General features: G+C 49.7%; 20 protein-coding genes. 5 read left to right on the top strand and 15 right to left on the bottom strand.

Going from position 1 to position 24,710, the window contains the following annotated elements:
- Positions 1 to 104: 104 nt before the first annotated feature.
- The 5 genes from LQV63_RS18920 to LQV63_RS18900 are packed head-to-tail and all read right to left on the bottom strand — an operon-like array spanning position 105 to position 5,051.
- Positions 105 to 965, bottom strand: coding sequence for a hypothetical protein (locus tag LQV63_RS18920; RefSeq protein WP_233697898.1), 861 nt, complete (start codon positions 963 to 965; stop codon positions 105 to 107).
- Between the two features lie 17 nt (positions 966 to 982).
- Complete coding sequence (locus LQV63_RS18915) at positions 983 to 2,023, bottom strand: glycosyltransferase family 4 protein (protein WP_233697897.1); 1,041 nt, start codon at positions 2,021 to 2,023, stop codon at positions 983 to 985.
- On the bottom strand, positions 2,020 to 2,778 hold the full coding sequence (locus LQV63_RS18910; RefSeq protein WP_233697896.1) for a glycosyltransferase family 2 protein: 759 nt from the start codon (positions 2,776 to 2,778) through the stop codon (positions 2,020 to 2,022). Before LQV63_RS18910 ends, LQV63_RS18915 begins: the two co-directional genes overlap by 4 nt.
- A 44-nt stretch (positions 2,779 to 2,822) precedes the next feature.
- On the bottom strand, positions 2,823 to 3,935 hold the full coding sequence (locus LQV63_RS18905) for a glycosyltransferase family 4 protein (RefSeq protein WP_233697895.1): 1,113 nt from the start codon (positions 3,933 to 3,935) through the stop codon (positions 2,823 to 2,825).
- A gap of 30 nt (positions 3,936 to 3,965) precedes the next feature.
- Complete coding sequence (locus LQV63_RS18900; RefSeq protein ID WP_233697894.1) at positions 3,966 to 5,051, bottom strand: mannose-1-phosphate guanylyltransferase; 1,086 nt, start codon at positions 5,049 to 5,051, stop codon at positions 3,966 to 3,968.
- Positions 5,052 to 5,311: 260 nt separating this feature from the next.
- Here LQV63_RS18900 and mnmH point away from each other — a divergent pair, with 260 nt between their 5' ends.
- Positions 5,312 to 6,337: a tRNA 2-selenouridine(34) synthase MnmH gene (mnmH, locus tag LQV63_RS18895; RefSeq protein ID WP_233697893.1), complete on the top strand. Its 1,026-nt coding sequence runs from the start codon at positions 5,312 to 5,314 to the stop codon at positions 6,335 to 6,337.
- 91 nt (positions 6,338 to 6,428) lie between these two features.
- Here the strand turns inward: mnmH and LQV63_RS18890 are convergent, their stop codons facing one another.
- Entirely contained in the window at positions 6,429 to 7,538 is a 1,110-nt protein-coding gene (locus LQV63_RS18890; RefSeq protein ID WP_019421419.1) for a glycosyltransferase, read from the bottom strand.
- A gap of 156 nt (positions 7,539 to 7,694) precedes the next feature.
- Between LQV63_RS18890 and LQV63_RS18885 the strand changes: the two genes are divergently transcribed.
- The gene (locus LQV63_RS18885) at positions 7,695 to 8,861 is read left to right on the top strand and encodes a glycosyltransferase (protein ID WP_233697892.1); all 1,167 of its coding nucleotides are present in this window, start codon (positions 7,695 to 7,697) and stop codon (positions 8,859 to 8,861) included.
- Between the two features lie 16 nt (positions 8,862 to 8,877).
- On the opposite strand, the gene LQV63_RS18880 is transcribed toward LQV63_RS18885, so the two are convergent.
- From LQV63_RS18880 to LQV63_RS18865, 4 genes are all read right to left on the bottom strand, one after another.
- A complete protein-coding gene (locus LQV63_RS18880) occupies positions 8,878 to 10,578 on the bottom strand; it encodes a DUF4214 domain-containing protein (protein ID WP_233697891.1) in 1,701 nt (566 codons plus the stop codon).
- A gap of 25 nt (positions 10,579 to 10,603) precedes the next feature.
- Complete coding sequence (locus LQV63_RS18875; RefSeq protein ID WP_233697890.1) at positions 10,604 to 11,710, bottom strand: DegT/DnrJ/EryC1/StrS family aminotransferase; 1,107 nt, start codon at positions 11,708 to 11,710, stop codon at positions 10,604 to 10,606.
- Between the two features lie 30 nt (positions 11,711 to 11,740).
- On the bottom strand, positions 11,741 to 12,388 hold the full coding sequence (locus LQV63_RS18870) for an acetyltransferase (protein ID WP_019421415.1): 648 nt from the start codon (positions 12,386 to 12,388) through the stop codon (positions 11,741 to 11,743).
- A 557-nt stretch (positions 12,389 to 12,945) separates the two neighbouring features.
- Positions 12,946 to 14,034: a glycosyltransferase family 61 protein gene (locus LQV63_RS18865; RefSeq protein ID WP_233697889.1), complete on the bottom strand. Its 1,089-nt coding sequence runs from the start codon at positions 14,032 to 14,034 to the stop codon at positions 12,946 to 12,948.
- A 379-nt stretch (positions 14,035 to 14,413) separates the two neighbouring features.
- On the opposite strand from LQV63_RS18865, the gene LQV63_RS18860 reads away from it, so the two are divergent.
- Positions 14,414 to 15,031 carry a CmcI family methyltransferase gene (locus LQV63_RS18860; protein WP_233697888.1) on the top strand — a complete coding sequence of 206 codons (618 nt, stop codon included), beginning with the start codon at positions 14,414 to 14,416 and terminating at the stop codon, positions 15,029 to 15,031.
- Between the two features lie 130 nt (positions 15,032 to 15,161).
- Positions 15,162 to 16,238 (top strand): 3-isopropylmalate dehydrogenase, encoded by a 1,077-nt coding sequence (leuB, locus tag LQV63_RS18855; protein WP_233697887.1) that lies wholly within the window; start codon positions 15,162 to 15,164, stop codon positions 16,236 to 16,238.
- Positions 16,239 to 16,483: 245 nt separating this feature from the next.
- Here leuB and LQV63_RS18850 read toward each other — a convergent pair whose 3' ends face one another.
- The 4 genes from LQV63_RS18850 to LQV63_RS18835 form a co-directional block, all read right to left on the bottom strand.
- Positions 16,484 to 17,329, bottom strand: coding sequence for a hypothetical protein (locus LQV63_RS18850; RefSeq protein WP_233697886.1), 846 nt, complete (start codon positions 17,327 to 17,329; stop codon positions 16,484 to 16,486).
- Positions 17,330 to 17,374: 45 nt separating this feature from the next.
- Entirely contained in the window at positions 17,375 to 18,601 is a 1,227-nt protein-coding gene (locus LQV63_RS18845; protein WP_233697885.1) for an ABC transporter permease, read from the bottom strand.
- Positions 18,598 to 19,317, bottom strand: coding sequence for an ABC transporter ATP-binding protein (locus LQV63_RS18840; RefSeq protein ID WP_233697884.1), 720 nt, complete (start codon positions 19,315 to 19,317; stop codon positions 18,598 to 18,600). The genes LQV63_RS18845 and LQV63_RS18840 overlap by 4 nt, the downstream gene beginning before the upstream one ends.
- A gap of 67 nt (positions 19,318 to 19,384) precedes the next feature.
- Positions 19,385 to 21,058 (bottom strand): alkaline phosphatase, encoded by a 1,674-nt coding sequence (locus tag LQV63_RS18835; RefSeq protein WP_407672943.1) that lies wholly within the window; start codon positions 21,056 to 21,058, stop codon positions 19,385 to 19,387.
- A 1,028-nt stretch (positions 21,059 to 22,086) separates the two neighbouring features.
- Between LQV63_RS18835 and LQV63_RS18830 the strand changes: the two genes are divergently transcribed.
- Positions 22,087 to 22,635 (top strand): peroxiredoxin, encoded by a 549-nt coding sequence (locus LQV63_RS18830; protein WP_019421406.1) that lies wholly within the window; start codon positions 22,087 to 22,089, stop codon positions 22,633 to 22,635.
- A gap of 89 nt (positions 22,636 to 22,724) precedes the next feature.
- Here LQV63_RS18830 and LQV63_RS18825 read toward each other — a convergent pair whose 3' ends face one another.
- The gene (locus LQV63_RS18825) at positions 22,725 to 24,707 is read right to left on the bottom strand and encodes a glycoside hydrolase family 15 protein (RefSeq protein ID WP_233697882.1); all 1,983 of its coding nucleotides are present in this window, start codon (positions 24,705 to 24,707) and stop codon (positions 22,725 to 22,727) included.
- Positions 24,708 to 24,710: the final 3 nt, after the last annotated feature.

Here is a 24,710-nt window from a genome sequence, read left to right as displayed (position 1 = left end):
CCGCCTCCTGAAAGAGGGGGAGAATGAAGCAAAAGAATGAATGAAGCGTACCCCCTCAGTTCTGAACGCATCACTGCACGAACGGAACACGCGGTCGCTCATCTTCAAAAGGCCTCGATAGTGGCTTTTACATGATCCGAAGTTACCCAAGTCCGTGCGCCATAGTGGAAATAGAACGTTTCATTTCTCCCGGATGGCAGATGCGGCGTGTGGAAATGGGGCATATAGATTTTGGCGCCTCCTTGGAAATGCAAGCTGTTTATGCGCAGAAACCGATGTTCCGCGAGAAGATTGCCGTATAAGATGCCGCCGCACCAATATATCTTTTTGAAGCCGCCTTGCATTTCAAATCCGCTGCAATGGTGAAGATTGTAGTCGTATAGACCATCTTGATGGAAGCCGTACGTTCTTGTGTTCCCTAGCATATGGTTGTAAAACAGATCGAAGACGATCATGTCGGAAACGGCGGGGTGGCCAAGCTGCTTTGTATGATGGCGCAAATGAGCAAAGCTGTCCGGATCGGCAAACGCGCGCATCATCATATCGCACAATTGCCTCAGCGGGTGAATATGAATGTAGGTCGTCCAGCACAGCTCGAACGGATGACGGCGAAGATGACTGTTCCGCATATCTGCATACAGCATCACATCGGAATCCAAATAATATCCTTCTGTAATCCCGTGCCGGCTCATATAATCCCGCAGTACAAACCAACGTTGGAAACAAAACAGATTATATTCTCGAGTGTTCGGACTGTCGTGTTTATATACGTTCGAAAAATGGGCGGCGCCGGCAAAATAATCGCCGAGGAACGCATGGCGGATATGCGGACCGCCATGGCCCCGGTTCGCCGGCTTGCCGATAAGAATGACCTCTGCATGTGGATTGCTGCATCTCGCTTGCTGCAAGCTGGTTGATAAATAGGGCTCATTGCCTCGGTGTATGAAAAAAACGGGAGCAGACATGCCGGTTGTCTCCATTCTCAGTGCTGCAGCTGCGGAACCAACGAATGAAACACGTTCGTCAAGCTGTTCATGACGCGCGGCCAATTGTATTGCTGTGCCGTGGCCATTCCATTTGATGCTATGAATGCGGCAAATTGCGGATCGGTCAGTATGCGCTGAATGCCTTGCGCCACTCCGGCGGCATCCCCTTTTTCCGTCAGTATGCAATTCAAGCCATTTTGGCAAAATTCTTCATTACCTTCCGCCTTGGTCGTCACGACCGGAGCCCCGCACGCCATCGCTTCGAGAATCGGGAGTCCGAAGCCTTCGTGGTACGATGTTTGTACGAATACGCCGCAGTTGGCGTACAGATACGCTACATGCTGATCGTTCGGATGGGAAAAATGGATTTGCGGGATACCGTCGATATAGGGGGGCTCTACGCCGAAGGTGACCAGCGATGCTTGCGGCAGCTTGGCGCATACGTCCTTGACCGCGTGAACCGTGATGTCGAAGCCTTTCAAATGCTGGCTTCGCCGGCTGCAGGCAAGAATGCGGAACGGATCGTAGTCGTGAGTGCGGTTCGGCTTATACAAGTCGAAGTCCACCGCTATGGAGATATTGCTGGCATGCCGCTGAAACCGTTCAAGCAGTTGTCCGGTCGTCCAGTCGGCGATGGTCATCATGTTCACCGGCACCCGGTACGTATTGCGCACCCGCTCCTGCATGTCATTCCAGTTCGGGTAGTAGCTTTCCTCTATATCTTGAACCAGGTACAACGGTACACCGCTGCCGCCGCGTCTTCGGTCGCAGCTGTGCCAGACGACGGCCAACGTTTTCCACCAGGTGGCGATTTTGATGCAATTCATTCGTCTTAACGTGCGCAGCATGGCCGGATAGCTAGGAAACCGCTGCACGGCAATCTTCAACGGAAACCAGGCAGGCTGTTTGTCAAGCGCGAACAAATGAACCTTTACGCCCTGATCGTGCAAGCGATTTACCTGTTCCAGCACATTCCGGATGCCGCCGGACAATCCGGTCAGCTCAAGCACGTACACGACTTCGAACGGTGCAGTCATCGGACGTTGCTCCCTCCCCATTTTATCCAAAATTTTTTTCTTGCCTCCATCTCTTTTTGCCGCCAATACCGATTCTTGTTATTTTTATTCGTGCCTCTCGTATAGCCTTCAAGATGAAGGGCGCAAGCCGTTCCGCAATAGACGACACGTATACCTTGCTGTTTGGCGCGATAACAGAAATCGACATCTTCGAAGGCAATGAAGTATTCTTCCGACAACAAGCCGATCTGGGCAAAGAGCTGTCTGCGCACGAGCATCAGCGCGCCGGTGACGGCATTCAGGTCCTCGACGGCCAAGGCGGGCGGGAAGTCGGCCGCTTGCCCCCGAAAGCGATGATCGAAATGGCCTTTATGGGTCGGGACCACACCGCCATGCTGAATCGTCAGGTTCGGGTATAAGAGACGGGCGCCGACAATGCCGATGTCTGCAGAGCTATGCATCGTCATCAGCATATGATGCAGCCACCCTGGTTCATGAAAGACGACATCGTTGTTGACGAGCAGCACGAATTCTCCCTGCGAGTGTTGAATACCGAGGTTGACTGAACGGCTGAAGCCTTCGTTGCTTGGCTTGGCGATAACATGCACATTGAGGGGGGCCGCCCAATCCGCCAGATTCTGCTGAATATGGGGCGGACTCCCGTCATCAACTACAATGAGTTCATACGGCAGATCATGGACGCTGTTGATGAAGCTGTGTATGCATTGTTTCACCAGTTCGGTATGATGGATGGTCGGAACAATGACGCTGATCATGGTGCTGTAATCTCTCCTTTTAGTGCGTGTTCGAACAACCCCTTTTACCGGGCGGATATTTCCTGCAGGCGCTGCAGCATGCGGGCAGCGCTCGCTTCCCACGTAAATTGCCCGCTTACCGTCTGCCGGCCAAGGTCCGCTTTGGCCGCGGCTTCTTCCCGGTGGACGTAGACGTGGCGCATCAATTGCCGCAAATGATGTTTATCCGGAACGGCCCAGAGCAGCCTTGAGTTCGTCTGATGTGAGGGGACGAACCTTTGCACGGCGATGAGATAGCCATTCATATCGTTCACGAAGTCCAGATGGGCAGACCAGCGGGTCGTAATGACGGGCAAGCCCGACGCCATCGCTTCCATGACCGTCATGCTCCAGCCCTCGCCGCGGGTGGCGAGGACATAGCTGTCCGCACTGTCATACAGCATGGCCAGCTCCTCTTCCGTCCAGCTATGGATGGCTGACAGCAGGATGACGGACGATCTTGCCCGCCCTGATGTCTTGAAGGCGATGGAATCCACATATGCCCGCTGTCTTCCGATCTCCTCTTCGGAGGAGGCTCGCGTTTTGATGATAAGGCAGACATCCTCTGATTCGGAAAACTCTTCAAAAAAGGATGTCAGCAAAATATCGATTCCCTTGCGGTTATCGAACGAACAGACTGACAAGAAGGCATAGTCCCGTCTGCCGGGAACGGGAAGGGGTGGTTTGCCCGGGGAGTACATGAGCGGATCGATGCCGTATGGCATGACCCGGATTTTATGCGCCGGGACGCCGGATTGGATGAAGGTGTCCCGGTTGAAGGTGGACGGCACCCAGATCTCATCCATGCTGCAGCATCGCCGCACCCAAGTGAAAGGAAGACGGTTGCATTCGAACATCGTCATGCCGATCGTGAATTGCTGCGCATTTTTGACGAAATGGATGGCCGGGTAGTGGACCATAACCGTATGATGCTGCGGCAGAGGAGTGTGCATGAGCGCGTGCAATTCGGCCTCAACGGAAGGGGATAGCGGCACTTTGACGACTTCGGGATGAATGGGGGAGAATTGGGGACGCACACCTCTTTTTATAAGTTCCAATAAAATATGCCGGTTTGCTTTCGCATAACCTGTCGGTTCGAATACGGTCCCGATGTTGCGGATATACATCTCGCCGTTCATGTGCTTCCTCCCCTCAAGACGGCCAACAGTCTATAAAAATATGCGGTAACCTTGTTGATTCAGCTGTTCTACAACTTTTTTAATATCTTGGGTTCGTTCTTTATGGCAGACGAGCAGGACGTCATCGGTTGCGACGATGACCATATCTTCGACCCCTACCGTTGAAATCATTTGATTCGAGGTTCCATAGATGATGCAGCGGTTCGTATCCAATCCTTGATGGAGCCCGTGTATGACGTTGTGCTGCTCATCCGGCTGCTCCGTCCGTTCCAGTGCGTTCCAATTGCCCAGATCGTCCCAGCCGTAATGGACGGGAATCATATAGATGGATTCACATTTCTCGATGACGCCGTAATCGATGGATTGCTTGTTGAGATTGCCGTACAGCACTGCAAGCGTCTCTGAGCCGTCAGTCGGGTTGCGCATGAAGTCTTTCATTTCCATTAATATATCGTGCAGATCGGGTAGATGAAGCTTCAGTAAATGCATAATAGTGGACGCTTTCCAGATGAAAGTGCCCGTGTTCCAATAGTGGCATCCGTCAGAAAATATTTTTTGCGCTACGGACAGATGAGGCTTCTCGATAAATTTTTCCACGGCCGTTATTTGTTCCGCCCTTTGTTCTCTGGCGCATTCCTCCGCTGAGTCGGAGTGATCGGTACGAATACGGATATATCCATAACCGGTTTCCGGACGGGTCGGCCGAACGCCCAGCGTGACGACGCACGGCTCCTGCTCCGCTCGCCGGACAGCAGACTGCAGCGCCTCATGGAACGCATCTGGATCCGATATATAATGATCGGAAGGCAAGGTGATAAGTACCGGATCCTCATCGGCCATCAGCATGTGCAGCGCGGATAAACCGATGCAAGCGGCCGTATCTCTGGCCATCGGTTCAATGATAATGTTTTGTGGAGGGAAGCCGGGCAGCTGTTCCCGGATTAGCGGAACGTACTCTTCCAGGGATACGATGTAAATATGTTCAAGCGGTAAGTAGCGCAGCATGCGCCGCAGGGTGTCGGCAATCATGGATTGCTGGTGAAGAATCGGCAAAAATTGCTTTGGGCAGTGCGAGCGGCTAAACGGCCAGAACCGGGTCCCTTTTCCCCCAGCCAAAATAACAGCCTTGACTGTTGTAATGAGAAACACCTCCTGAAAAACAGACAATGATGACAGAAGAGAATTATTACTACATATGAACAACGGAGAAAAAAGGGCACGGCGCTTGACGGAGTGTGGGCGCTAAGGGCGGTGATTTATTCGTTTGGAAGGCTCGTTAATTGTCCATGATAGAAGGTAGAGTAGATTTCTGGGCGGCAATGCTATAGTCTTAAAAATAGAGATATTTTCGAGAGAGACAACAAGAGGTGAGTGGCATGCAAGATATTGCATTGGAGCAATGTTTGTCATTGCGTGATAATAAGGCGACGCTGGTCGACGTGCGTTCGCCCGGGGAATTCAAGGAGTTTACAATTCCGGGGAGCATCAACATTCCGCTGTTCTCCGATGAGGAGCGGGCGGAAATTGGCACCATCTATAAGCAGGTCAGCGTGGAGGCCGCGAAAGAACGCGGGTTGGAAATCGCATCGGCCAAGCTTCCTGCATTGTATAAGCAGTTTAGGCAATTGGATGGTCCGATTGTAATATATTGCTGGCGCGGCGGCATGCGCAGCCGCACGATGGCTACCGTCATGACGCTGATGGGCTTGAAGCCCTATCGTCTGTCCGGGGGGATTCGTTCTTACCGGCGCTGGGTGCAGGAATCGTTGGAACAGTATGAAATGAACGTGCCCTGCGTCGTGCTGGCTGGCCATACGGGGACGGGAAAGACGGATATGCTTCGGCGCTTGCATTCTGAAGGTTATCCCGTATTGGATTTGGAGGAGCTGGCTGGCCATCGAGGCTCGGTGTTCGGACATATCGGACAGGCGCCGAATAATCAGAAGATGTTCGACGCGCTGCTGTTGGATAGACTGATGCAGCTGCAGTTGGACAATGCCGCTTATGTGCTCTTGGAGGCGGAAAGCCGCAGGCTCGGCAAAATCATGCTGCCGGAGTTCCTTATGCGTGCCAAGCAGCGTGGAATCGTGTATGATGTGCATTTGCCGCTTCCGGAGCGGGTGAGCAATATTGTGGCCGACTATGAGCCGTCCAAGCACCCGGAAGCGATTCGTGAAGCGTTTGCGCGCATTCAGCGCCGGATGCATACGCCTGGAGCGCGCGCCGTTGCCGACGCGCTGCGATTGGAGAATTACGGGGAAGCGGCAGCGCTCATGCTTGAGCATTACTATGATTCCCGTTACGACCATGCTTCCGAGCTATATGACGGATCGGTCCACAGCATTGAGGCGGCAAACGTCGGCGAAGCCCTGCAGATCATTAAGAAACAGCTTTCTAAATAAGTGCTGAAGTATGATGAAAAATATGTAACGAAAGAAAGAGGTAAGGGCGGCTCCTTAGCTCTTTTTTATTTGGTCTGGAATTTTGTTCGAATTAGGTGAAGGAGAAGCCGGTTATCCTCGTAAGCGCGTCGATGAGATCCTGCGCCGCCTTATCCGGCGAAAAGTGCGTCAGAGTATGCTGCATGACAATTTGCCCTTTCACGGCTGCTTCTGCGTAATTTGTCATGACGTGCCGCATATTGCTTCGCAGCGAGTCGATCGATGCTTCCGCCCACAGTTGATCGCTTTGATACCCGTAATAATAAGGCTGCGGCTTCACAGGGACGAGCTGATACGGAATCAAGTAGCTGTTATGCTCATTCAAAAAATCCGCATGGCCTCCCCATCCGGTCACAATGACCGGAATTCCTCTCATGGCCGCTTCCAGTACCGGATAACCGACGCCTTCCCCTCGGCTCGGCAGCACAAAAGCATGGCTGCTCCGATACAGCGCATCCATCTCCATCTCGCTGCGCAGTTCCAAATCAATGTACACCGGAGCAGGAATATGCGCCAGCATTTGTTCTTGCTTCAACTTCTCCACTTCATGAAAAATGTCTGCGGAGCCCGCTGATTTAATAATCAGGCATACCGGATCGGCAGCCGTAAATTCGTGCCAGAACGCCTTCAACAGCAGGTCGATGCCTTTGCGATCGATCCAGGAACAGACCGACAGGAATCGGAACGGAGGCAACTGGCGCACATAGGAAGGCGTAGATTCAAGAGAGGGTGGATGATACGGTTCGGACAGGCAGGGACGGACGTAAAATAACGGCACGGTGACACCGGAACGGTGAAAAACATCGATATTGTGAAGACTAGGCAACAACACGGCATTCATCTGGTTCGCATGCCTGACCCAGGTGTCCGGTATTTTCGATGTTTCCCAATACGTGAATCCGAACGACGGGCGCAGCTTCTTTCTCCAGAAGTCGGGGATGTAATGAAAGATGCTTACCCGCTGCGCCGCTCTTTTCCGCTTGACCCGCAATTGTTCCAGCACCGTGCTTTGGTCAGGGGGGAGCTCGACATGGGGGAGTCCGGGATAGGTCTCTAGTTTGACGTCTGCCCCGCGCGCATGCAAGGCGAGCACGTACTGTCTTGCTGCTTTGGCATACCCCGTGGAGTCAAATACATTTCCATGCCATATGATTTGCACCATCTTCATACCCTCCTTTTATCCCATCTATATTCATCTTCTTGGTGTGAAATATCTCTGCGCTCAGGACATCGCGATGAATCTTCCGTGCGCGCGCCGCATAATCATTAGGGGATCGCATAATCAGCCGTTTGTAAATGCTTCAAGGGAGAGTTGAAAATGAGAATTATGATTTGGTGTGCCAATTTGATTTCCGCGGGCGGCGGGGCAAGATTATTGTCCAATTTATTGCCTGCGATGGCACGGCAGGAAGATATTGATCTGGTGAGATTAGTCATATCCTCTGAAACGAGATTCAAAGAAAGAATCGATATTACGGGCTGCCCGAATATCGATATCGTTTATTTTAGCGGCAGCATTCAATCGCCTGAAGGAAATGCGCTGCTTGCAGATTGTCATGTTGTATACTTTTTCTGGCCGCATGGCCCTGAATATGTCAAGGTGCACATTCCGGCGATATGCACGTTTCACGATACAACGGTGATGGATTTCGTCCCTCATTATTTGACGGGTGCTGTCGTTCAACAGTGCTGGCGTATATCCAAAGACTGGATAGACAACATGACGTCCGTCGTCGTCTCATCTCATCACGTAAAATCAAGATTGATTGAGCATTTCGGGCCGCAATGCAATGAAGCACATGTTGTCGAGCATGCCATTCTGCCGTCCGCAAACTTAACGAGTGCTGCGGTAAGCGCAGATTTGGCACTACGTCTTCCACAGGAATACGTGGTCTACCCAAGCAATGTGTCACCGCATAAAAATCACTATAATCTGCTGCTGGCCTATTCCAAATTTACCGAAAGCAGCAAAGTTCCCCTTGTCTTGTTCGGCTACAATACGGAGTTGATGCACAGCGTCCCCCCACATTGGCCAGATCATTTATATGTTCCCACACTCATATCATTAATGAACCGGATCGGGCTGCGTCTTGACGAGGATGTGTATCCGATGGGGTTCATTTCGGACGCAGATGTCATTCCGCTCGTGAGGAATGCCCAAGCCCTAATTATGCCGAGCCTATCGGAAGGCGGCGGAAGCTATCCGGTAGAAGAAGCGTTGCGATTGGGAGTCCCGGTACTCTGTTCCGATATTCCCGTCATGCGGGAGCATCTGGCAAGGCACAGCGCCGACATCGTATGGTTCGACCCGGAATCGCCGGATTCGATTGCACAGGCTCTAAGTCGGTTATTTGCCAACTACGCGCATTATAAGGCCTCTGCCGTAGAAGGCATGAACGATCCGTCGGAATCATGGGATGATGTGGCAAAAAAATATATCCATGTATTCCGGCTGGCATACATGAAGCATTATGGCACGGTATGAGCCGTTCAAGCGGCCATTAGTTCGTGCCGGCGACATGCTGTATTAAGGCGTAATATTCATGTGCGGCATCTGTCCAGCTGCGCTGCATCGCTCCGCTAATCGCGGCCTGTTGCCGGGCCAACAGCTTGTGGCGGTACGTCCACAAGCTGCGAATGGCCGCTTCTATTTCTTCGATGGAGTATGGGTTGAACGCCAGGAATGCGCTCATATCTGTAATGATCTCGTTCGTAACCTCAAGATTGGCTGCCGCGACAGGTGTGCCCATCGTCAATGATTCCAGAATGGGGAACGGACAGCTCCCTTCGAACAGCGTCGGGACGATGGTTCCCAGCGCGTATTTGTAAAGCGAGGGCAGATCGGATTTCGGAATTCTTCCTATAAACATGATGCTGCTCCGAATTTCTTCATCTGCAACATGCTGTAATATCTGCATGACTTCCGCCTGCTTCGGAGTGTTCGTCAACTGATCGGTGAATACGAGGCGCAATCCGGAATGATAACCGTCGAATGATTGTCTGAATTTGATAAATGCGGCAATTAGCCGCTCGATGTTTTTATGAAGGCGCAAAACAGTCGGAAACACAAGGTAGTCTAAATATAATTGGTATTTCATTCTAAATTGGGCTTCGTCGATGAAGCTGAAGGTCTGGTACTCATTGTTTGGCGGGGCCAACCGGATAACATGTGTCTTCTCGGCAGGCATTCCGGCGACACCGATGGCATGATGCGTCCGGACATAATTGGAATTGGATACGATGGCGGCCGCTTTTTTCAATATGTGATAGCCATTACGGTCAACCCGATGGCAAAATTCAGGATATATTGTAAAATACAAGTCTTTGAATTGATGATGAACCAAATCATGCAAACATACGATATAAGGCTTCTTTAAAAACATCGCCAGTTCAAGTGAAACGATAGGCACAATCCAGACCTCCGCCGGAACGCTGGTATTGAACGATTCGATATTGTTCGATTTGGTGATATGAACCCGTCCGGGGAAGTGGGACTTTAATAAAGCGAATGTATTTTCAGCATCCAAATAGTTGTAATCTGTGGCGGCGATATGGATGTGCACATCCGGTCTGTTGATTAAAAACCCCTCAATTAGCCGGTAAAGAAAGCGTCCGATTCCCTCACCGTCCAAGGCAAGGGGATGAGGATAAGCCAAAAAGATGCCGATATGATTGCCGATCCGATGTCCCGATGGAAAAGCTGCAATCCCCGTATCGACCATCCGCCAGTCGTCTTGTACAGGAATTTGCGGCAAAGACAGCAATTGCTGGCATTCCGCTGACGTGAAAAATCCATGAAGCAGATTTTTCTTCTGCATACCCGCCAGTAAACTGTGCAGGTGGCCTTGCATTCCTTGCGTATCTGGATTGCGGCATAACAATTCATTGTACAGCGAATGAACGAAAAAAAACGGCTCAGAAGGATAAAAGCGGCGTAAGATGCTTGCGGCTGTCTCATCATGGAGATGAATGAAGCCGGCAGGCGGCTGATGATATAATCGTTCCGCCTCCTCGCTGCACATCACGTGGACCATCAGCGTCTGTTTGGTCTGCCGCATAGCCAGCAGTTTCATATAATGTTGATATTCCACCTCACTCGGCACCCGGTGGAGGAACTGTCGGTATACCTCTCTGATGAAGTCCAATCCTTCGAGCCTCAGCATGGCGTGTATGAAATGGATGACCCGATAATGCTGTGCCAATGACTTTTCCTCCTCAAGCGGTAGGTTACAACACATTTTTTAGCGTCCGGCAAATGAACTGGATATCGCCTTCGGTCAGTTCTCCGTGACTCGGAAGATTGATGCCTTGGGACGCAATGCGGTTGGCTACTGGAAAATCAGTAAATGTCAGACCTTGTTTATACGGTGGAAGGATGTGCATCGGATAGAAGAACGGCCTCGTCTCAATGCCATTGTCTTTCAAGCATTTCATGACCGAGTCCCGCTGCAGTTCCGTATAGCGATTGAGCACGACGCTGAACATCCAGTATACATTTTTGGACCATATTTTCTGAACCGGAAGGGTCAGTCTATCGTCATCTTGGAGATAGTCATAGTAGTGCATGGCGACCCGGATGCGCTGCCGGATGTGCCAATCGATATTTTCAAGCTGGGCGCATCCGATCGCCGCTTGAATGTTAGTCATCCGATAATTGTATCCGATAACGGGATGCCAATATTTTTTGTTTTTGTCGATGCCTTGCCCTTTCAGCAGCCTGACCTTTTCGGCGAGATCGTCATCATTGGTCGTTACGACGCCGCCTTCACCGGTCGTAATGATTTTATTTCCGAACAGACTGAACGTGGCGGTGTGTCCCAGCGCCCCCGCCATTTTTCCTTTATATTGAGCGCCAATGGCCTCGGCAGCGTCTTCGATGACGAACAAATCGTGCTTTTGCGCGATATGCATGATGGGATCCATATTTGCGGGATGTCCGTACAAATGAACGGCAATGATTCCTTTCGTGCGGGGCGTAATCTTGCTTTCAATGGCGTCGGTGTCTATATTCCATGTCTCGGATTCCGCGTCGACGAACACGGGTACCGCTCCGCAGTATGTTACGGCATTTGCCGAAGCCACGAATGTAAGTGTCGGAACGATAACTTCATCTTCCGGTCCGACTCCGTGAGCCATCAGCGCCAAGTGCAAGGCAGTCGTGCCGTTGCTGCAGGCGATCGCGTGCTTCGTCTGACAGAAAGCAGCGAATTGCTGCTCGAATTGATCCAGATACGGGCCGTTGGAAGAGATCCATGTCGAATTCAAACAGTCCATGACATATTTCTTTTCGTTCCCATTCAAAATGGGAGTTGCAATGGAATAATATTTGTTCATGATTTTCCCTCCAACATTCGTGTCTGCGCATTAGTACGGTTCATGACGTTGGTTAATAACGCGGGCCGGCACGCCGACAGCGAGGCATCGATCCGGAATATTGCGGATGACAACTGAACCTGCGCCGAGTACCGACCAGGCGCCAATGGTTATGCCATCGATGACTTTCGTTCCCGTACCTAAAAAGGCCCCATCTTTAACGCGCACATTCCCGGAGAGACTGCTTCCCGGCGCCACATGGCACGATTCGCCGATGACGGACTCATGGTCGACCGTCGCTCCCGTGTTGATAATGGCATTATCATGGATGTGCGCTTCCGCATTCAACACGGCGTGGGGCATGACGGCAATCCCCGAACCTAGCTGGGCCGAAGGGGACACATACGCAAATGGACTGATGGCATTAATCAATGTGAATCCGATGTCTTTTGCATGACGCGCCATCCTGTGCCGGATTCGGTTGTCGCCGATCGCCACAAACGCGTGGCGGACGCCATGATCATATAGATGCGGCAAGATAGAGTCATCGCCCAATACAGGCACGTTCAAGACTGTGCCCATTCCCGTGGTGGCCGTACACCCCACCATCTCTATTATGGGATTGGAGCCTAGCATATCAATGATAACTTTGGAATGTCCGCCTGCGCCAATGATGACCGTCTTCTGTCTGCTGGACACGAATCATTCCCTCCTGACAATCGCATGTCGTATTGTAAGTTATGATTGGAGCGATGGGACGATGTAGGCAGAAGAAATGGTTATCGTAAAATGGGTGAAAATAGATGGCAATAAAGAGATCAAAAAGATGGCGTCCAGCGAGCGGCAAATATACAAATACAAAGTAGTAGGCAAATGATAATAGCAGAGCAATAGCTCCGAGTTATAGGATATAGAGTTCCTATTAAAGAGAGTGGATGTGAGATTTATGGAGAAGATTGTTTTGCCGGAATCGGGGAATGTCATTTACACCAACAAAAATGAACTTAGGGGTAATTTTTGCTGTCGCACAATGGAGTAACTCAACCGAAGATCTCCGCTATATGGAGGAAAGTCCTAGAGGAATTCCAACCTACGATCGCTCTTGATGCAGGGGTGAACTACGGGGGAATTTTATTTTAGAAAATACTATGAAATATGAATATAAGCGTTACAAATTAGTGTTGGAACACTGTCTAGTTTGGGAGTATAAACAAAATTCCCCCGCTCAATTTTTTGATGAGGGGGGCTGATCCGACTTATATCCCAGCCAGTTCAAGCACTTGCCGCAGCTTGTTGATATCAACGATCATATTGTCCAATCCTCCTATATGTCTGGGCGGATATCCGATATCGCATACGATTTCGTAGTAGTCTAGCTGCGCATGATTGCTTATCTTCCAGAAGTAATCATCCGTCACGGTGTGCGGCGTGAGCTCCACGATTTTCGTTCCGGGATTGCAAAAAGCGAAATTAATGTTTCCGCTCCCGAACGGAGCGACAATCGCGTGTGCAGACGAGTAAATGGCTACTTTGTCTTGGGTAGTCAACGGAGTGAGCACGATACGTGTGAATCCTTTTGCGCGCAGCATATTCATGACTTCGTCTTCATTCAGGACAAAGCGCGCATTCGCATCTTGCCGGGTTACATATATTCGCTCATAACCGTTTACGGGTTGAACTGAATGGTTATCCTTCAATCGATGTCGTATAAATTGATAGGCCCATCTAGGACTCTTGCCCAATATCCAAGGCACTGCGGGGACGACCAACTTGTCTGCCATAAGATGAAAGTCATTCTTGTCCACTTGTATCAATTTATCCATTGGAATACCGAGCATATTCAAGGATTCATATTGAAAAGGATGGGTCAGTTTGCCGATTAAGTATTTATCGATTGCGATCCCGCTCTGTTCCACCAGATGAATGCGCGGTAAAATATCAAAAAACCAATGGCCGAATACGGCTTGCGTGTAATCGACTTCGGGAATGTTCCAACCCCATATGAGGGTAGCCACGGTCTCCGCCCGATATTCCGGGAAGGGCAATTCCTGAATACCGTACGGGTAGTTGTATTCTACATCGAGCAGCCGTTTATTGTCAGGTGTGACGACATAACAATTCCCCGTAACGACGCGTCCGTTCGGTATAACGGCCACGAAGGCTTCGTCGAAGCTGCATAACGTAGGCCAACGGATAGAGTCCAGGCCTTTGGGGGCCTGAAGCTGAAGCATTTCTTTCGGGTATATTACCTTGTAAACGTCCTCAAAGCGGTAATTGTTGCTTAACGAATAAGTTATAGCCCAGTCGATCGTTTTTGCGTAGAACTGGTCAGGGATTGGGTACATTTCTCTTCCCTCCGTTAATAGACTCGTTGTCTTACTTTGTGGTGAGCTTTGTTCCGTCCTATGTTGGGAGGGGAGGTCGGCATCTTCTGGATACAGCTCGACTTGGCAGTCCGATAAACATATTCTTCTTGTTAACTCTATGAAGCTTACGATATTAAGATATTCTATGAATGATCCGGAAGCGGGGGGACGGCGTATAGGATACAGAGATACACATTTCTCGAGTGGATAGGCTTGGGCTTTATCTTGGCCTAGACAGGAGATTGGGCTTAGGTGATAGAGTACAAGTTCATCTATTTCTTTCACGAAGTAATTATAATTTTCATACATTGCTATAAAAAGATATGAAAATGTAATTGACGGGGAAGGGGAAGAAACAATGAACGATTGCGTAAAGTCCTTCCATCATCATTATTTTGATAGTGAAGTATGGTTGGACACATATTGGTTCGGGCACCGCGTACTTAAATGTCCGCTAGACTTATTTAACTACCAGGAAATTCTATTTAATATCAAGCCGGATGTAATTATCGAATGCGGAACGAATGCAGGCGGAAGCGCCTTGTTTTTAGCCCATATGTGTGATCTATTAGGCAAGGGCAAGGTGATTACGATCGATATCGAGGAAATGGAAAGACCCGAGCATGGCAGAATTACTTATTTAATAGGTGACACGACCTCTTCTGAAATCGTTAATAAAGTAAAGAAATTTATATCTCCTGCCGATGTCGTATTAGTCATTCTCGATTCCGATCATACAGCACCGCACGTTCTCACTGAAATGAGACTATATAATAACCTGGTAACGGTTGGGAGTTACATGATTGTAGAAGATACTATCATCGGGGGAAATCCAGTCGCTCCCATATGGGCTCCTGGCCCCATGGGAGCCGTGCAACAATTTTTGACGGAGAACGACCAATTCATAGTGGATGAAAGCAGACATAAATTTCATCTTACATTTAATCCAAATGGTTATTTGTTAAGAGTGACATAACCGTTGGTACAAATGAGCTGAAATTTAACTCATAGTTTTTTCCTATAAAAATGATAGCTTTTATATCTTAGCCAACCTCTTTCATTTGTGTTACAACTGAGGTAACGACAATGAACGAGGAGTGACAGACATGGCAGAAGTGAAGAAGATCGCCATTATCGCAGGTGACGGCATCGGGCCGGAAGTCGTCAAAGAAGCGGAAAAAGTATTAAAGCGTGCGGAGGAGTTGTTCGGGTATTCGTTCGAGACGAGCCACAGCTTATTCGGCGGTATTGCAATCGACGAGAAAGGAACCCCGCTTCCGGAAGAGACGCTTGAGAAGTGCAAGCAAGCGGATGCCGTCCTGTTGGGCGCGGTAGGCGGTCCGAAATGGGATAGCAACCCGAAGGAGCTTCGGCCTGAGACCGGGCTGCTTGGCATTCGTAAAGCGCTCGGGTTATTCTCCAATATTCGCCCGGCAGTCATCTTCGACTGCTTAAAGGATGCGTCTACATTGAAGCCGGAGGTGCTCGAGGGAACGGACCTTATCGTCGTGCGTGAGCTGACCGGCGGCATCTACTTCGGCGAGAAGTTGCGCCGCGAAGGGGAACACGGTCAGGAAGCGGTCGACACGTGCGTATACAACGTGCAGGAAGTGGAACGCATCGTGCGTCAAGCGTTCGAGATTGCTCAGAAGCGCCGCAAGAAGCTGGCCTCGGTCGACAAGGCGAACGTGTTGGAGACGTCCCGCCTCTGGCGCGAGACGGTGAACCGCATTGCTCCAGAATATCCAGATGTGGAGCTGGAGCACGTGCTGGTCGACAACTGTGCGATGCAGCTTCTGCGCCGTCCGTCGAGCTTCGATGTCATCGTGACGGAGAATATGTTCGGGGATATTTTGAGTGACGAAGCGGCAATGCTGACGGGCTCGATCGGGATGCTGTCCTCGGCTTCGCTAGGAGAAGGCAGCTTCGGGCTGTACGAGCCGGTGCACGGTTCCGCTCCGGATATCGCGGGTCAAGGCGTGGCGAATCCGATAGCGACGATTCTGTCCGTGGCGCTCATGTTCCGCCTGACATTCGGATACGAAGCAGCGGCGCAGTCGATTGAGACGGCTGTGAAGGAAGTGCTAGACGCAGGACACCGTACAGGGGATATCGCAACAGACAAGTCGAAGGCGCTCGGCACGACGCAAATGGGCGATTTAATCGTAGCCGCGATGAAATAAGATTTGATGATAAAGGTCGGAGCGTTATGCTTCCGACCTTCCAATCGTATGTCACGAATACCCTGAATCGGTATTTCACCGTAAAGCCTGCCCCGTTATTATCCATCGAAACCATCCTAGTTCGAATTCCTACCGCAAAAAAATCTGGAAGATATACTTGAATCCATGAACTATAATGTGCCTAAATCCATGTTTAGAATTAAATGGAAAACAAGGGCAGAGGGGGAAATTAGGAGCAACTCGAACTATTCGCTTAATTCTTCAAACGTTGCATCATACAGCCTAAACATTGTTTTGTAACCGGATTCGTCTATTTTAATGCCCGCATCCAACGTTCCGGTCAGCTCCAACGCTCCTGATGTATAGCGCAGCTTCGTATCGGAAGGTACGAACACCATCATAATCTTGTTCCAATAGGTTTCATCTCCGTTGTCAAACGGGCATTCGGCGCCCGGAGCGGGAATGAGCAAGAACCAATGCTTGTCAAATGATAGCACTTCGCCCATGTAGCCTTTAATCTTGACTTGCTTGCCGGAAAGCTCCCAAAATTTATCTGAAGGCGTATCTTGTTTCTCGTTATCGAAAAATTCAGACCAGAGCAACGTATTGGAATAGGACTTCTCCGGCTTAGTATTCGGCTCATTGTTCTGCTGTGCGGCGGCCATTTTTTTCTTGCTGTCTGCATCTGGAGCGGTACTAGCAGTTGATTTATGATTGCCTGCAGTTGAAGGCTTGATCTTGCTCTTCACACTAGTGCCCGTAAGGGGCTGCTGCTTGGCATTAGGCGAAGGATTAGCATGATGCGCCGGACTGACTTTGTCTGTCTGGTTATTTGGCTTCAAGCTGTCTTGCGGCGGCTTCGTTGAGATGTCGCCGCCCGTGGTGCTGCTGCCAGAACTGCCGCCTGCTGCCGTATCCGCTGTGTGTGCTATTGCTGTCGCTTCTTCTAATGTCTGCTGATCCACAGCTGCAGCAGCAAAAGATTGAGGTGCGGCGCTATCAGACTGCTGTTGATAATGGCCGCAACCGGATAACAACAGACTTAAGCTTATTATGGAACCTGCAGCTAGACTATTGAATGTTATTTTCATTTCCTTTTCGCCTCTTTTCCTCGTTGGTCGTCTATCTCCTGTTCGCTAACTACGGAATAATTGAAGGGAATCGACACGATACACTTTCCAAGCCGGTCCGATCGAAGCGACAAAGCCTACAAGCAGTGCCCCAAGAAGAAGCCGTCCTTCTCCGGGAACGAAACGTAACGCATCAACATGCACTCCGCTCCATTCCAATATGGAGCTTGCAAAGAAGTAGGTGACGAGGTGTCCAAGCAGCAAGCCGGCTATCGCTCCGATTGCTGTTAAGAACAAGCCTTCGCCAATTAAGACGGACCATACGTATTGACGTGATTTGCCGATTAAGCGCATGAGGCCGACGTCTTTTTTTCGTTCCGTCACAACGGAGGTCAGGGACAGCAACAGGGAAATAGCCGCAAGCACTACACATAGGATGGAAACGAACTGAACCAGCTCTGTGCCTTGATCGACCACGTTAACGACATCAGCTACTGCCTTGCTGGTATAGACCGCTTGGACATCAATACGCTGGTTATATTTATTTTTAATCATCTGGGCGCCGAGCAGCGACTTGGGCTGAACGAGAATGGCGGTTATTTGTTTGTCCTCATCATGCGTTATGCCGTGGACGTGCCAAGCATAATCAACGGTTGTAAATACAGCCCTGTCATCCGCTGTGCCGAGCGGAGGGAGAATGCCGACGATTTGATATTCAAAGTGCTCGTGATCGGGTTCATCATGTTGCTCTTCGTGATTATCCGATGTCGTGTCAAACGAATCGCCGCTGCCATGCACCAGACCATGACTCCCGTGAAAGGTGTCACCAACGTGTAGTCCAAGCATGTTCGCAACATGGGATCCTACGACTGCTTCACCGGTTTTGTTGTACATACCGCCAGCTATCAACGAATGATCGCTATAGCGCGTAAAAAAGTAGGAGGGTTCTAGTCCGACAATCGGATACCCATTGTAGGAATCGCCAGCTGTCATCGCAAATGCATTCGCTACTTCCTGTTCATTCTTCAAATCATGCAGCATTTGGAGCGGAATATTGCCACCCGGTGAACCGACGTGGTAATACGTATTTAGCACGAGCTGCGTCTGACTTCCTTTCGAACCGAGTGTCAGCTCGAATGGGCCATAGCCTTTCTGCGCGCTTTGCTCGACACCCTCACTAGCCTGCAGAAGAACGATGATAAGGGCAATCGTGAGCGTGATGGATAATGCCGTGAGAATGGAAAGTATCTTTCTATGCATGACGTTGCGCCAAAGGAAGTGGAATATATTCATGCTTGCTTGGCTCCCGTCGCAATTGATGAGCCCCAATTGACCGGACCTTGAATCATGGCATGTTGATTTATCGTTGAGATATGTACTTGCTTCGGATAGTGTGCGGCTAAATGCTGATCGTGGGTAACTGTAATTAAAGTTGCACCCTCTTCTTCAGATAGCGTCAGCAGCAGATTCATTGTGAGGTGTGCCGTTTCGTAATCCAGGCTGCCGGTCGGCTCATCTGCAAGCAGGAGTGTGGGACGGTTAATGAGTGCACGTATCATAGCTACTCGCTGCTGTTGACCTCGCGATAATTGGCTAGGCAAATGGTTCATACGCTCCTGCAAGCCTACTCGTTCGAACCACTGCTGAATGTGCTGATATCGCTCCCGGCCATTCAAAGGTCCTTCATAGACAAGCTCAATGTTCTGTTTCGCTGTAAGCGAGGAGATGAGATGGAAGTCTTGAAAAATAATGCCAACATGCTTGGAGCGGAAGCGATCGCGCTCCAGCTCCGACATCCGATGCAGAGGCTCGTGGCGGATGATACATTCTCCTTCATCGACAGGCAGTACCCCGCATAGCACGTAGAGCAGGGTGCTCTTGCCGCTGCCGCTTGGACCTAGAAGGGCAATCTGGTCGCCCTCTGATACGTGCCAATGTTCAATGTCAAGGATAGGGATCAACTGTTGCTGATTACGGAAAGACTTATGCGCCTGATGAAGCTGAATCATAAGGTCACCTCACTGGAACGGGTAGGATGACGTGTGCCATCCTACCCGATTTTCAAAGTCAACATGGTTATTTCAGTGCAATGCGTTCAGACAAGGAATCCCATTTCAGAGCCTGACCAGTTAATTTGCTGAATGCGTCAAGGTTTAAGTACAGCACGTTGCGGTCTAATTCTGCCGGCAGTGTGCTGGCCTGGCCGTTCACTGTTACTGTGTTACCGTCTTTTACTTTCAAGGTTACTTTTCCTTTTGTGAATGTTGTTTCCTTTGCTGCGCTGTTGTTCGATACCTTGATTTGCAGAGCTTTTGCCAATTCCACTGCAGGGTACATGATGCTGCCTTCACGGGTTACTTTAAATTTCGGGTACAAATGCTTGCTGCGCAGTTCAGCTGTAGCCTTCGTCAGATCCAGTCCTGCAACTTGAGCAATGTCTTTAGCGATATCGGTATTGTCGACTTGCCCTTTGACAAGCTGGCTAATCGGACCGTAGGCCCATACGCCTACGTCAACGGCAGAGTGTCCGTGTCCGGACCATCCGACCAAATAACGCTTTGCCATCACTTGGTTAAATGCGCCTTCCTGCTTATAAGAGGATCCGTCGCCCTCCATAATGTATTGCGCTTCTTCCTCTGTCACATCGGTAAAGCCGGTATATTTCTTGATGAGTTCTTTTACTTCATCTGTTGTGGCGGCTTTGGCAAGCTGTGGCCCAAGGAGCTCGGATGAAATCTTTTGTTTATCCCATGCATCCACGTTCAGCTCGTAAATGTTATCGCGTGAGAGCGAGAATCCGCCTGTTTCATGGTCCGCTGTTATTACGACAGAAGTATTGCCGTCCTTTTTCGCGAAGTCCAGCGCTACTTTGACTGCTGCATCAAAGTCCAACGTCTCTTGGATCATAGATCCTAAATCGTTCGCATGGCCGGCATGATCAATCCGTCCGCCCTCGATCATCATCGTAAAGCCTTTTGGATTAGTAGCCAACGATTCAATCGCTTTAGAGGTCATGTCAGCCAAGCTAGGTGTCTCTGTTTTTCGATCAAGCACGTAGTCTACGTGGGAATCATGGAACAGGCCGAGAATTTTTTTGTTCTTTGCCGTTAATGATTTCAAGCCTTTTTTATCGTATACAACTTTATAACCTTTTTTCTCAAAGTCTGGAATAATGGTTTTGTCTTCACGTTTGCCTTTTTCTTTCTTGCTCACGAAGTGGCGTTTGCCGCCGCCAAGCAGAACATCAACATCGGATGTCAAATATTGAGATGCAATCGCATTTTCATTATCACGGTTGCGGACATGTGCTGCATATACGGCAGGTGTCGCATGCGTGATACGGGCCGTTGTGACAAGCCCTGTTGATTTGCCGACTGTCTTGGAAGCCTCAATGACCGAGGCAAACGGCTTGGAAACATCCTCGTTAGAAACGCTAATTGCTGCATTATATGTTTTGTGTCCTGTGGCAAAGGCAGTACCTGCCGAAGCAGAATCTGTTACTTCACCGGACACAATGGTATCGCCATCTTCGCCTTTATCAGCGAAGGTGGTGGCTTGACCCACATATATGCTGTCCAGATTCAGGTGAGGTTGTTTCAGCTTGTTCTTGGAGTAGATTCGAGCTGCCGACACTTGTGCAGGTCCCATGCCGTCACCAATCAGGACGATGAGATTTTTTGAGACAGGCTGAGGCTGCGCGGCTTCTTTCGCCAGCGTCGTTCCTGATTGCATCGCGCCAAGTGGAAGCATGAGAAGTGCCAGACCAATTACTAGCGATTTGCGTACATATTTGTTCAACAGTTACCCCTCCAACTGGTTATATATTTACATCCTTTATTGTAGAGGGGGAATGTCATGTGGTTATTAAATGAATGTAAACGGAAATTCAAATGTATATGTAGTTTTTGTTATGGCTCTAATTTAGATCAGTGCTTGACAGTGTAATCAAAGGCTGAACATCAATGAAATACTCGACATTTTGCCAGAGCGATCAAATCGATCATGAAGCCGTAAACAAGAAAAGAAATACATAGAAAAAGTGCAAAAAAAGGTGTTGATTATCAGTATTTCAATGACATAAGTTATAAAATTGGAGACGTGGCTGATCAAACCAGTAATGCTCTATTCAGGGTGAAGGGGGCGATATTCTCCAAGAACACATACGCTCATTGTTATCCATGAGTCTACCTTAAAAAGTGATCGGATATCAGGAAATCAGTGGCTTTTTTGCGCATAAATGTGACTGGACATGCTTTGCTTTTATAAACAGATTGATTTACCTTGCAAAGACACTGCGTTTATAGACTCCTTTCGTTCAATCTCCCTACGACTCAGTAAGCGATGAGCATGTCAAAATTTGATTCTTACGGCTCAGGGAGCGATAAGCAAGCAAAGATTCTCTTGCGGTTAAGAAGCGATAGGCAGGCAACTTCTGATTGAAGGGGAGAATGGAGCAAAGGAAAGAGAGACGAGTGTCAACGTAGGCGGCTTCTGAGGAATTCACAAAAAATTAACGTTCCGCACGAAAAATTACAACGGTTCAGGCAGGAGCGGGATGCATGGGCGTAGAAATGATATAATACATATGCATTGTAAACTCTATTGAGAATGGTTCGCAATTTAGTCATATTTTATAATTAATATTAATAAATAATGATTATAATCTTGACATCATTATTATCGAATGATAACATTCAATATGGAAGTTGTTCTACAGCAACAAGCCTATTAACCCGCGTGAATCATTATTATTGATATAGTTCAAGGAGGAATTCAACATGGCAGAACGTTTAGTTGGCAGACCCGCTCCAGAATTCAACATGGAGACAGTAAATGGCGATGGACAAAACTTCGGTGCAGCATCTTTGTCCGATTATCGCGGCAAATGGTTGATTCTGTTCTTCTATCCGCTTGATTTCACATTCGTATGCCCGACTGAAATTACTGCGTTGAGCGATGCGGCTGGCGAATTCAAGAAATTGGATACTGAAATCGTTGGTGTATCGGTTGACTCCATCCATAGCCACCGCGCTTGGATCAACACAGCGAAAGAAGACAACGGCCTCGGCAAGTTGAACTTCCCGCTTGCTTCCGACATTACGAAGAACGTTGCACGTGATTATGGCGTTCTGATTGAAGAGGAAGGCGTAGCGCTTCGCGGTCTGTTCATCATCGATCCGGAAGGCGAAGTGAAATACCAAGTCGTTAACCATAACGACGTTGGCCGCAGTGTTGAAGAGACACTCCGCGTATTGCAAGCATTGCAATCCGGCGGTCTGTGCCCAATTAACTGGAAACCAGGCGACAAACATTTGGTAGCGAAGTAAGCATTGCGCTTGCCGCATCCATCTGCACGAACATAGCAAAGCCCCGGCGGAATTATCCGTCGGGGCTTTGTAGATCAGTTGAATGCTAACTATAGGGCATTGCTTAACTGTTCATACTTGGCCAAGTACTTCAGCACGGTGTCCACATAAGTAGCATGCGACCACGTTAGCGGCGCGACCGAGACGGGACTGCCGTCAAACGGATCAAGCTGCTCCGACAGAAGACCGCTCGACAGACTATGCGCTTCGACCCAGCGCAGCGTGTCATGGGCTTGCTCCAGCTGGGCAAGCGTTGAGGCCATCGCAATGTCATAGTTCGCGAACCATAAAGTGCATATAATCCATGGATTGCCCGGAGCGAGGCCCATATCGGAGCAGCGTTGAAAGTAATAATCGCGATAGTAGCGGGCGATGCCCCCCGTGCTGCTTCGGATGGAGAGCTTCTCTTTTAATGACCGCATCGTGGACAATACACGCACGTCGTCCGCCGGCAGCACACCGAAGGCATAAATGCCGAAGATGCTGCTTTCCGGTGTCGTGTCCTGTGCCCACTGGCCGTCTTGCCGATATAAGCCGCGTGCAAAGCGCTGTCCCTCCTCGTTCCATAAGTGGGTCACGATGCCTGCCCGAATCTCTTCCGCAGCTTGGCTGTACCGCTGCGCCCGTTCGTCATCTCCGAATAAGGCAGCGAACTTTGAAGCCGCGGTAAGGCCGCCGTACACGGCGGAGGCGGTAAACGTGAATATTCCGTACCGCTCCTCCCATAAATCATAGCTTGGCAGCGGCAGTCCCAGATTCGCATCACGGTAATGAAGCAGGAACTTCGCCGCCTGTCGGATGAGCGTCTGATAGAGCGATTGCGCCATTTCTATATCCCCGTGCTGCTCGTAATCCTGCCACAGGGCGTACAGGACGAGTGCCGTCTCATCCTCTTGAATTGGCAGCTGCTGCTTGCCATCATGAATATAAGGGTGCCAGCTCGAACCGACTGTCCCATCCGGGTTATATTTATGAAGCAAATATCCGTCGGACGTCAGCGCTTCGGCACAGAAGCGGAAGAAAGGCGCAATCATGCCATGGTAGCCGGCCGCAGACATAGCCTGAGCGACTAGCGCGCCGTCACGCGGCCACATGTAGCTGTAATGATCGCGATTGTATTGCATAATATCCGTATCGTTCGCCGCGATGATGGCGCCGTTCACGTCCGTCTGAGAGCGCACGATAAGCAGACTTTGTTTATAAAGCCGGATCAGCTCGGGTTCGAGATTCGCAAAGGAGCGACTTTGTTTGTTCACCCAGCGTTTCCAATACGTGCTTACCCTCTCGATAAGGTGTTCGGGGTGACTGCTGCGTACATATTCATTAAGCCGCACGACCTCTTCCAGACTGGTTCCGGCGCTGAACCAATAGTAGGCTGTTCGCTCACCGGAAGCCGGCACTTCGGTACGCAAGCTGAACGTACTGTCTACAGAGCCTTGAGCAATGTCATTTCCCATCAATTGTCCGTCCTCGGCGTCCTTCCACGTGCCCTCGGCTTGGTGGAAGCGTTTAATGCCTGTCGAATATTCATAGATGCCTTCGAGTGTGCCGTCCTGCCACGTGCTTATGCCGTTGAACATGAAGTAGCGGTCCTTCTTATAATGAAAGAGCGTGCCGTTATTTGGGTAGTACACCGCGGTATCGCCCACTTCTGTTTCATTGATGACCAGATCCTGATGGAAAAACAGGCGAACTTCACGCGCAAAGGAATGGTGGTTAACGATGCGAATTCGTCTGAGAAAAATGGTGTCCCGTTGATGGACGGCATCATTCATATATAACGTCAGCCCTAATCGGGGATGTTCGGCTGTCACGTCCGTAACGAGGGACTCTTCGACGTAACCTAGGCGAAAGTCCCATTCCGGGTGATCCAACCAACTGAATTGTCCGTCGACCCACACGCCGACACGGCAGCGGTAACCGCCTACGTGATTTAATTGGCCTACATAAGGGAAGTAGACATCACGTATATAGGTATGCTCATCCAAGTTGACTAGGAATTTTCCGTTTCCTACGACGAGATGTCTAGGCACGTC

Source organism: Paenibacillus profundus (assembly GCF_021369635.1).
In the GTDB taxonomy this organism is placed as follows: Bacteria; Bacillota; Bacilli; order Paenibacillales; family Paenibacillaceae; genus Paenibacillus_B; species Paenibacillus_B profundus.
The sequence above is the reverse complement of the archived record's forward strand: the minus strand, read 5'-3'. Positions and strand labels throughout refer to the sequence as shown.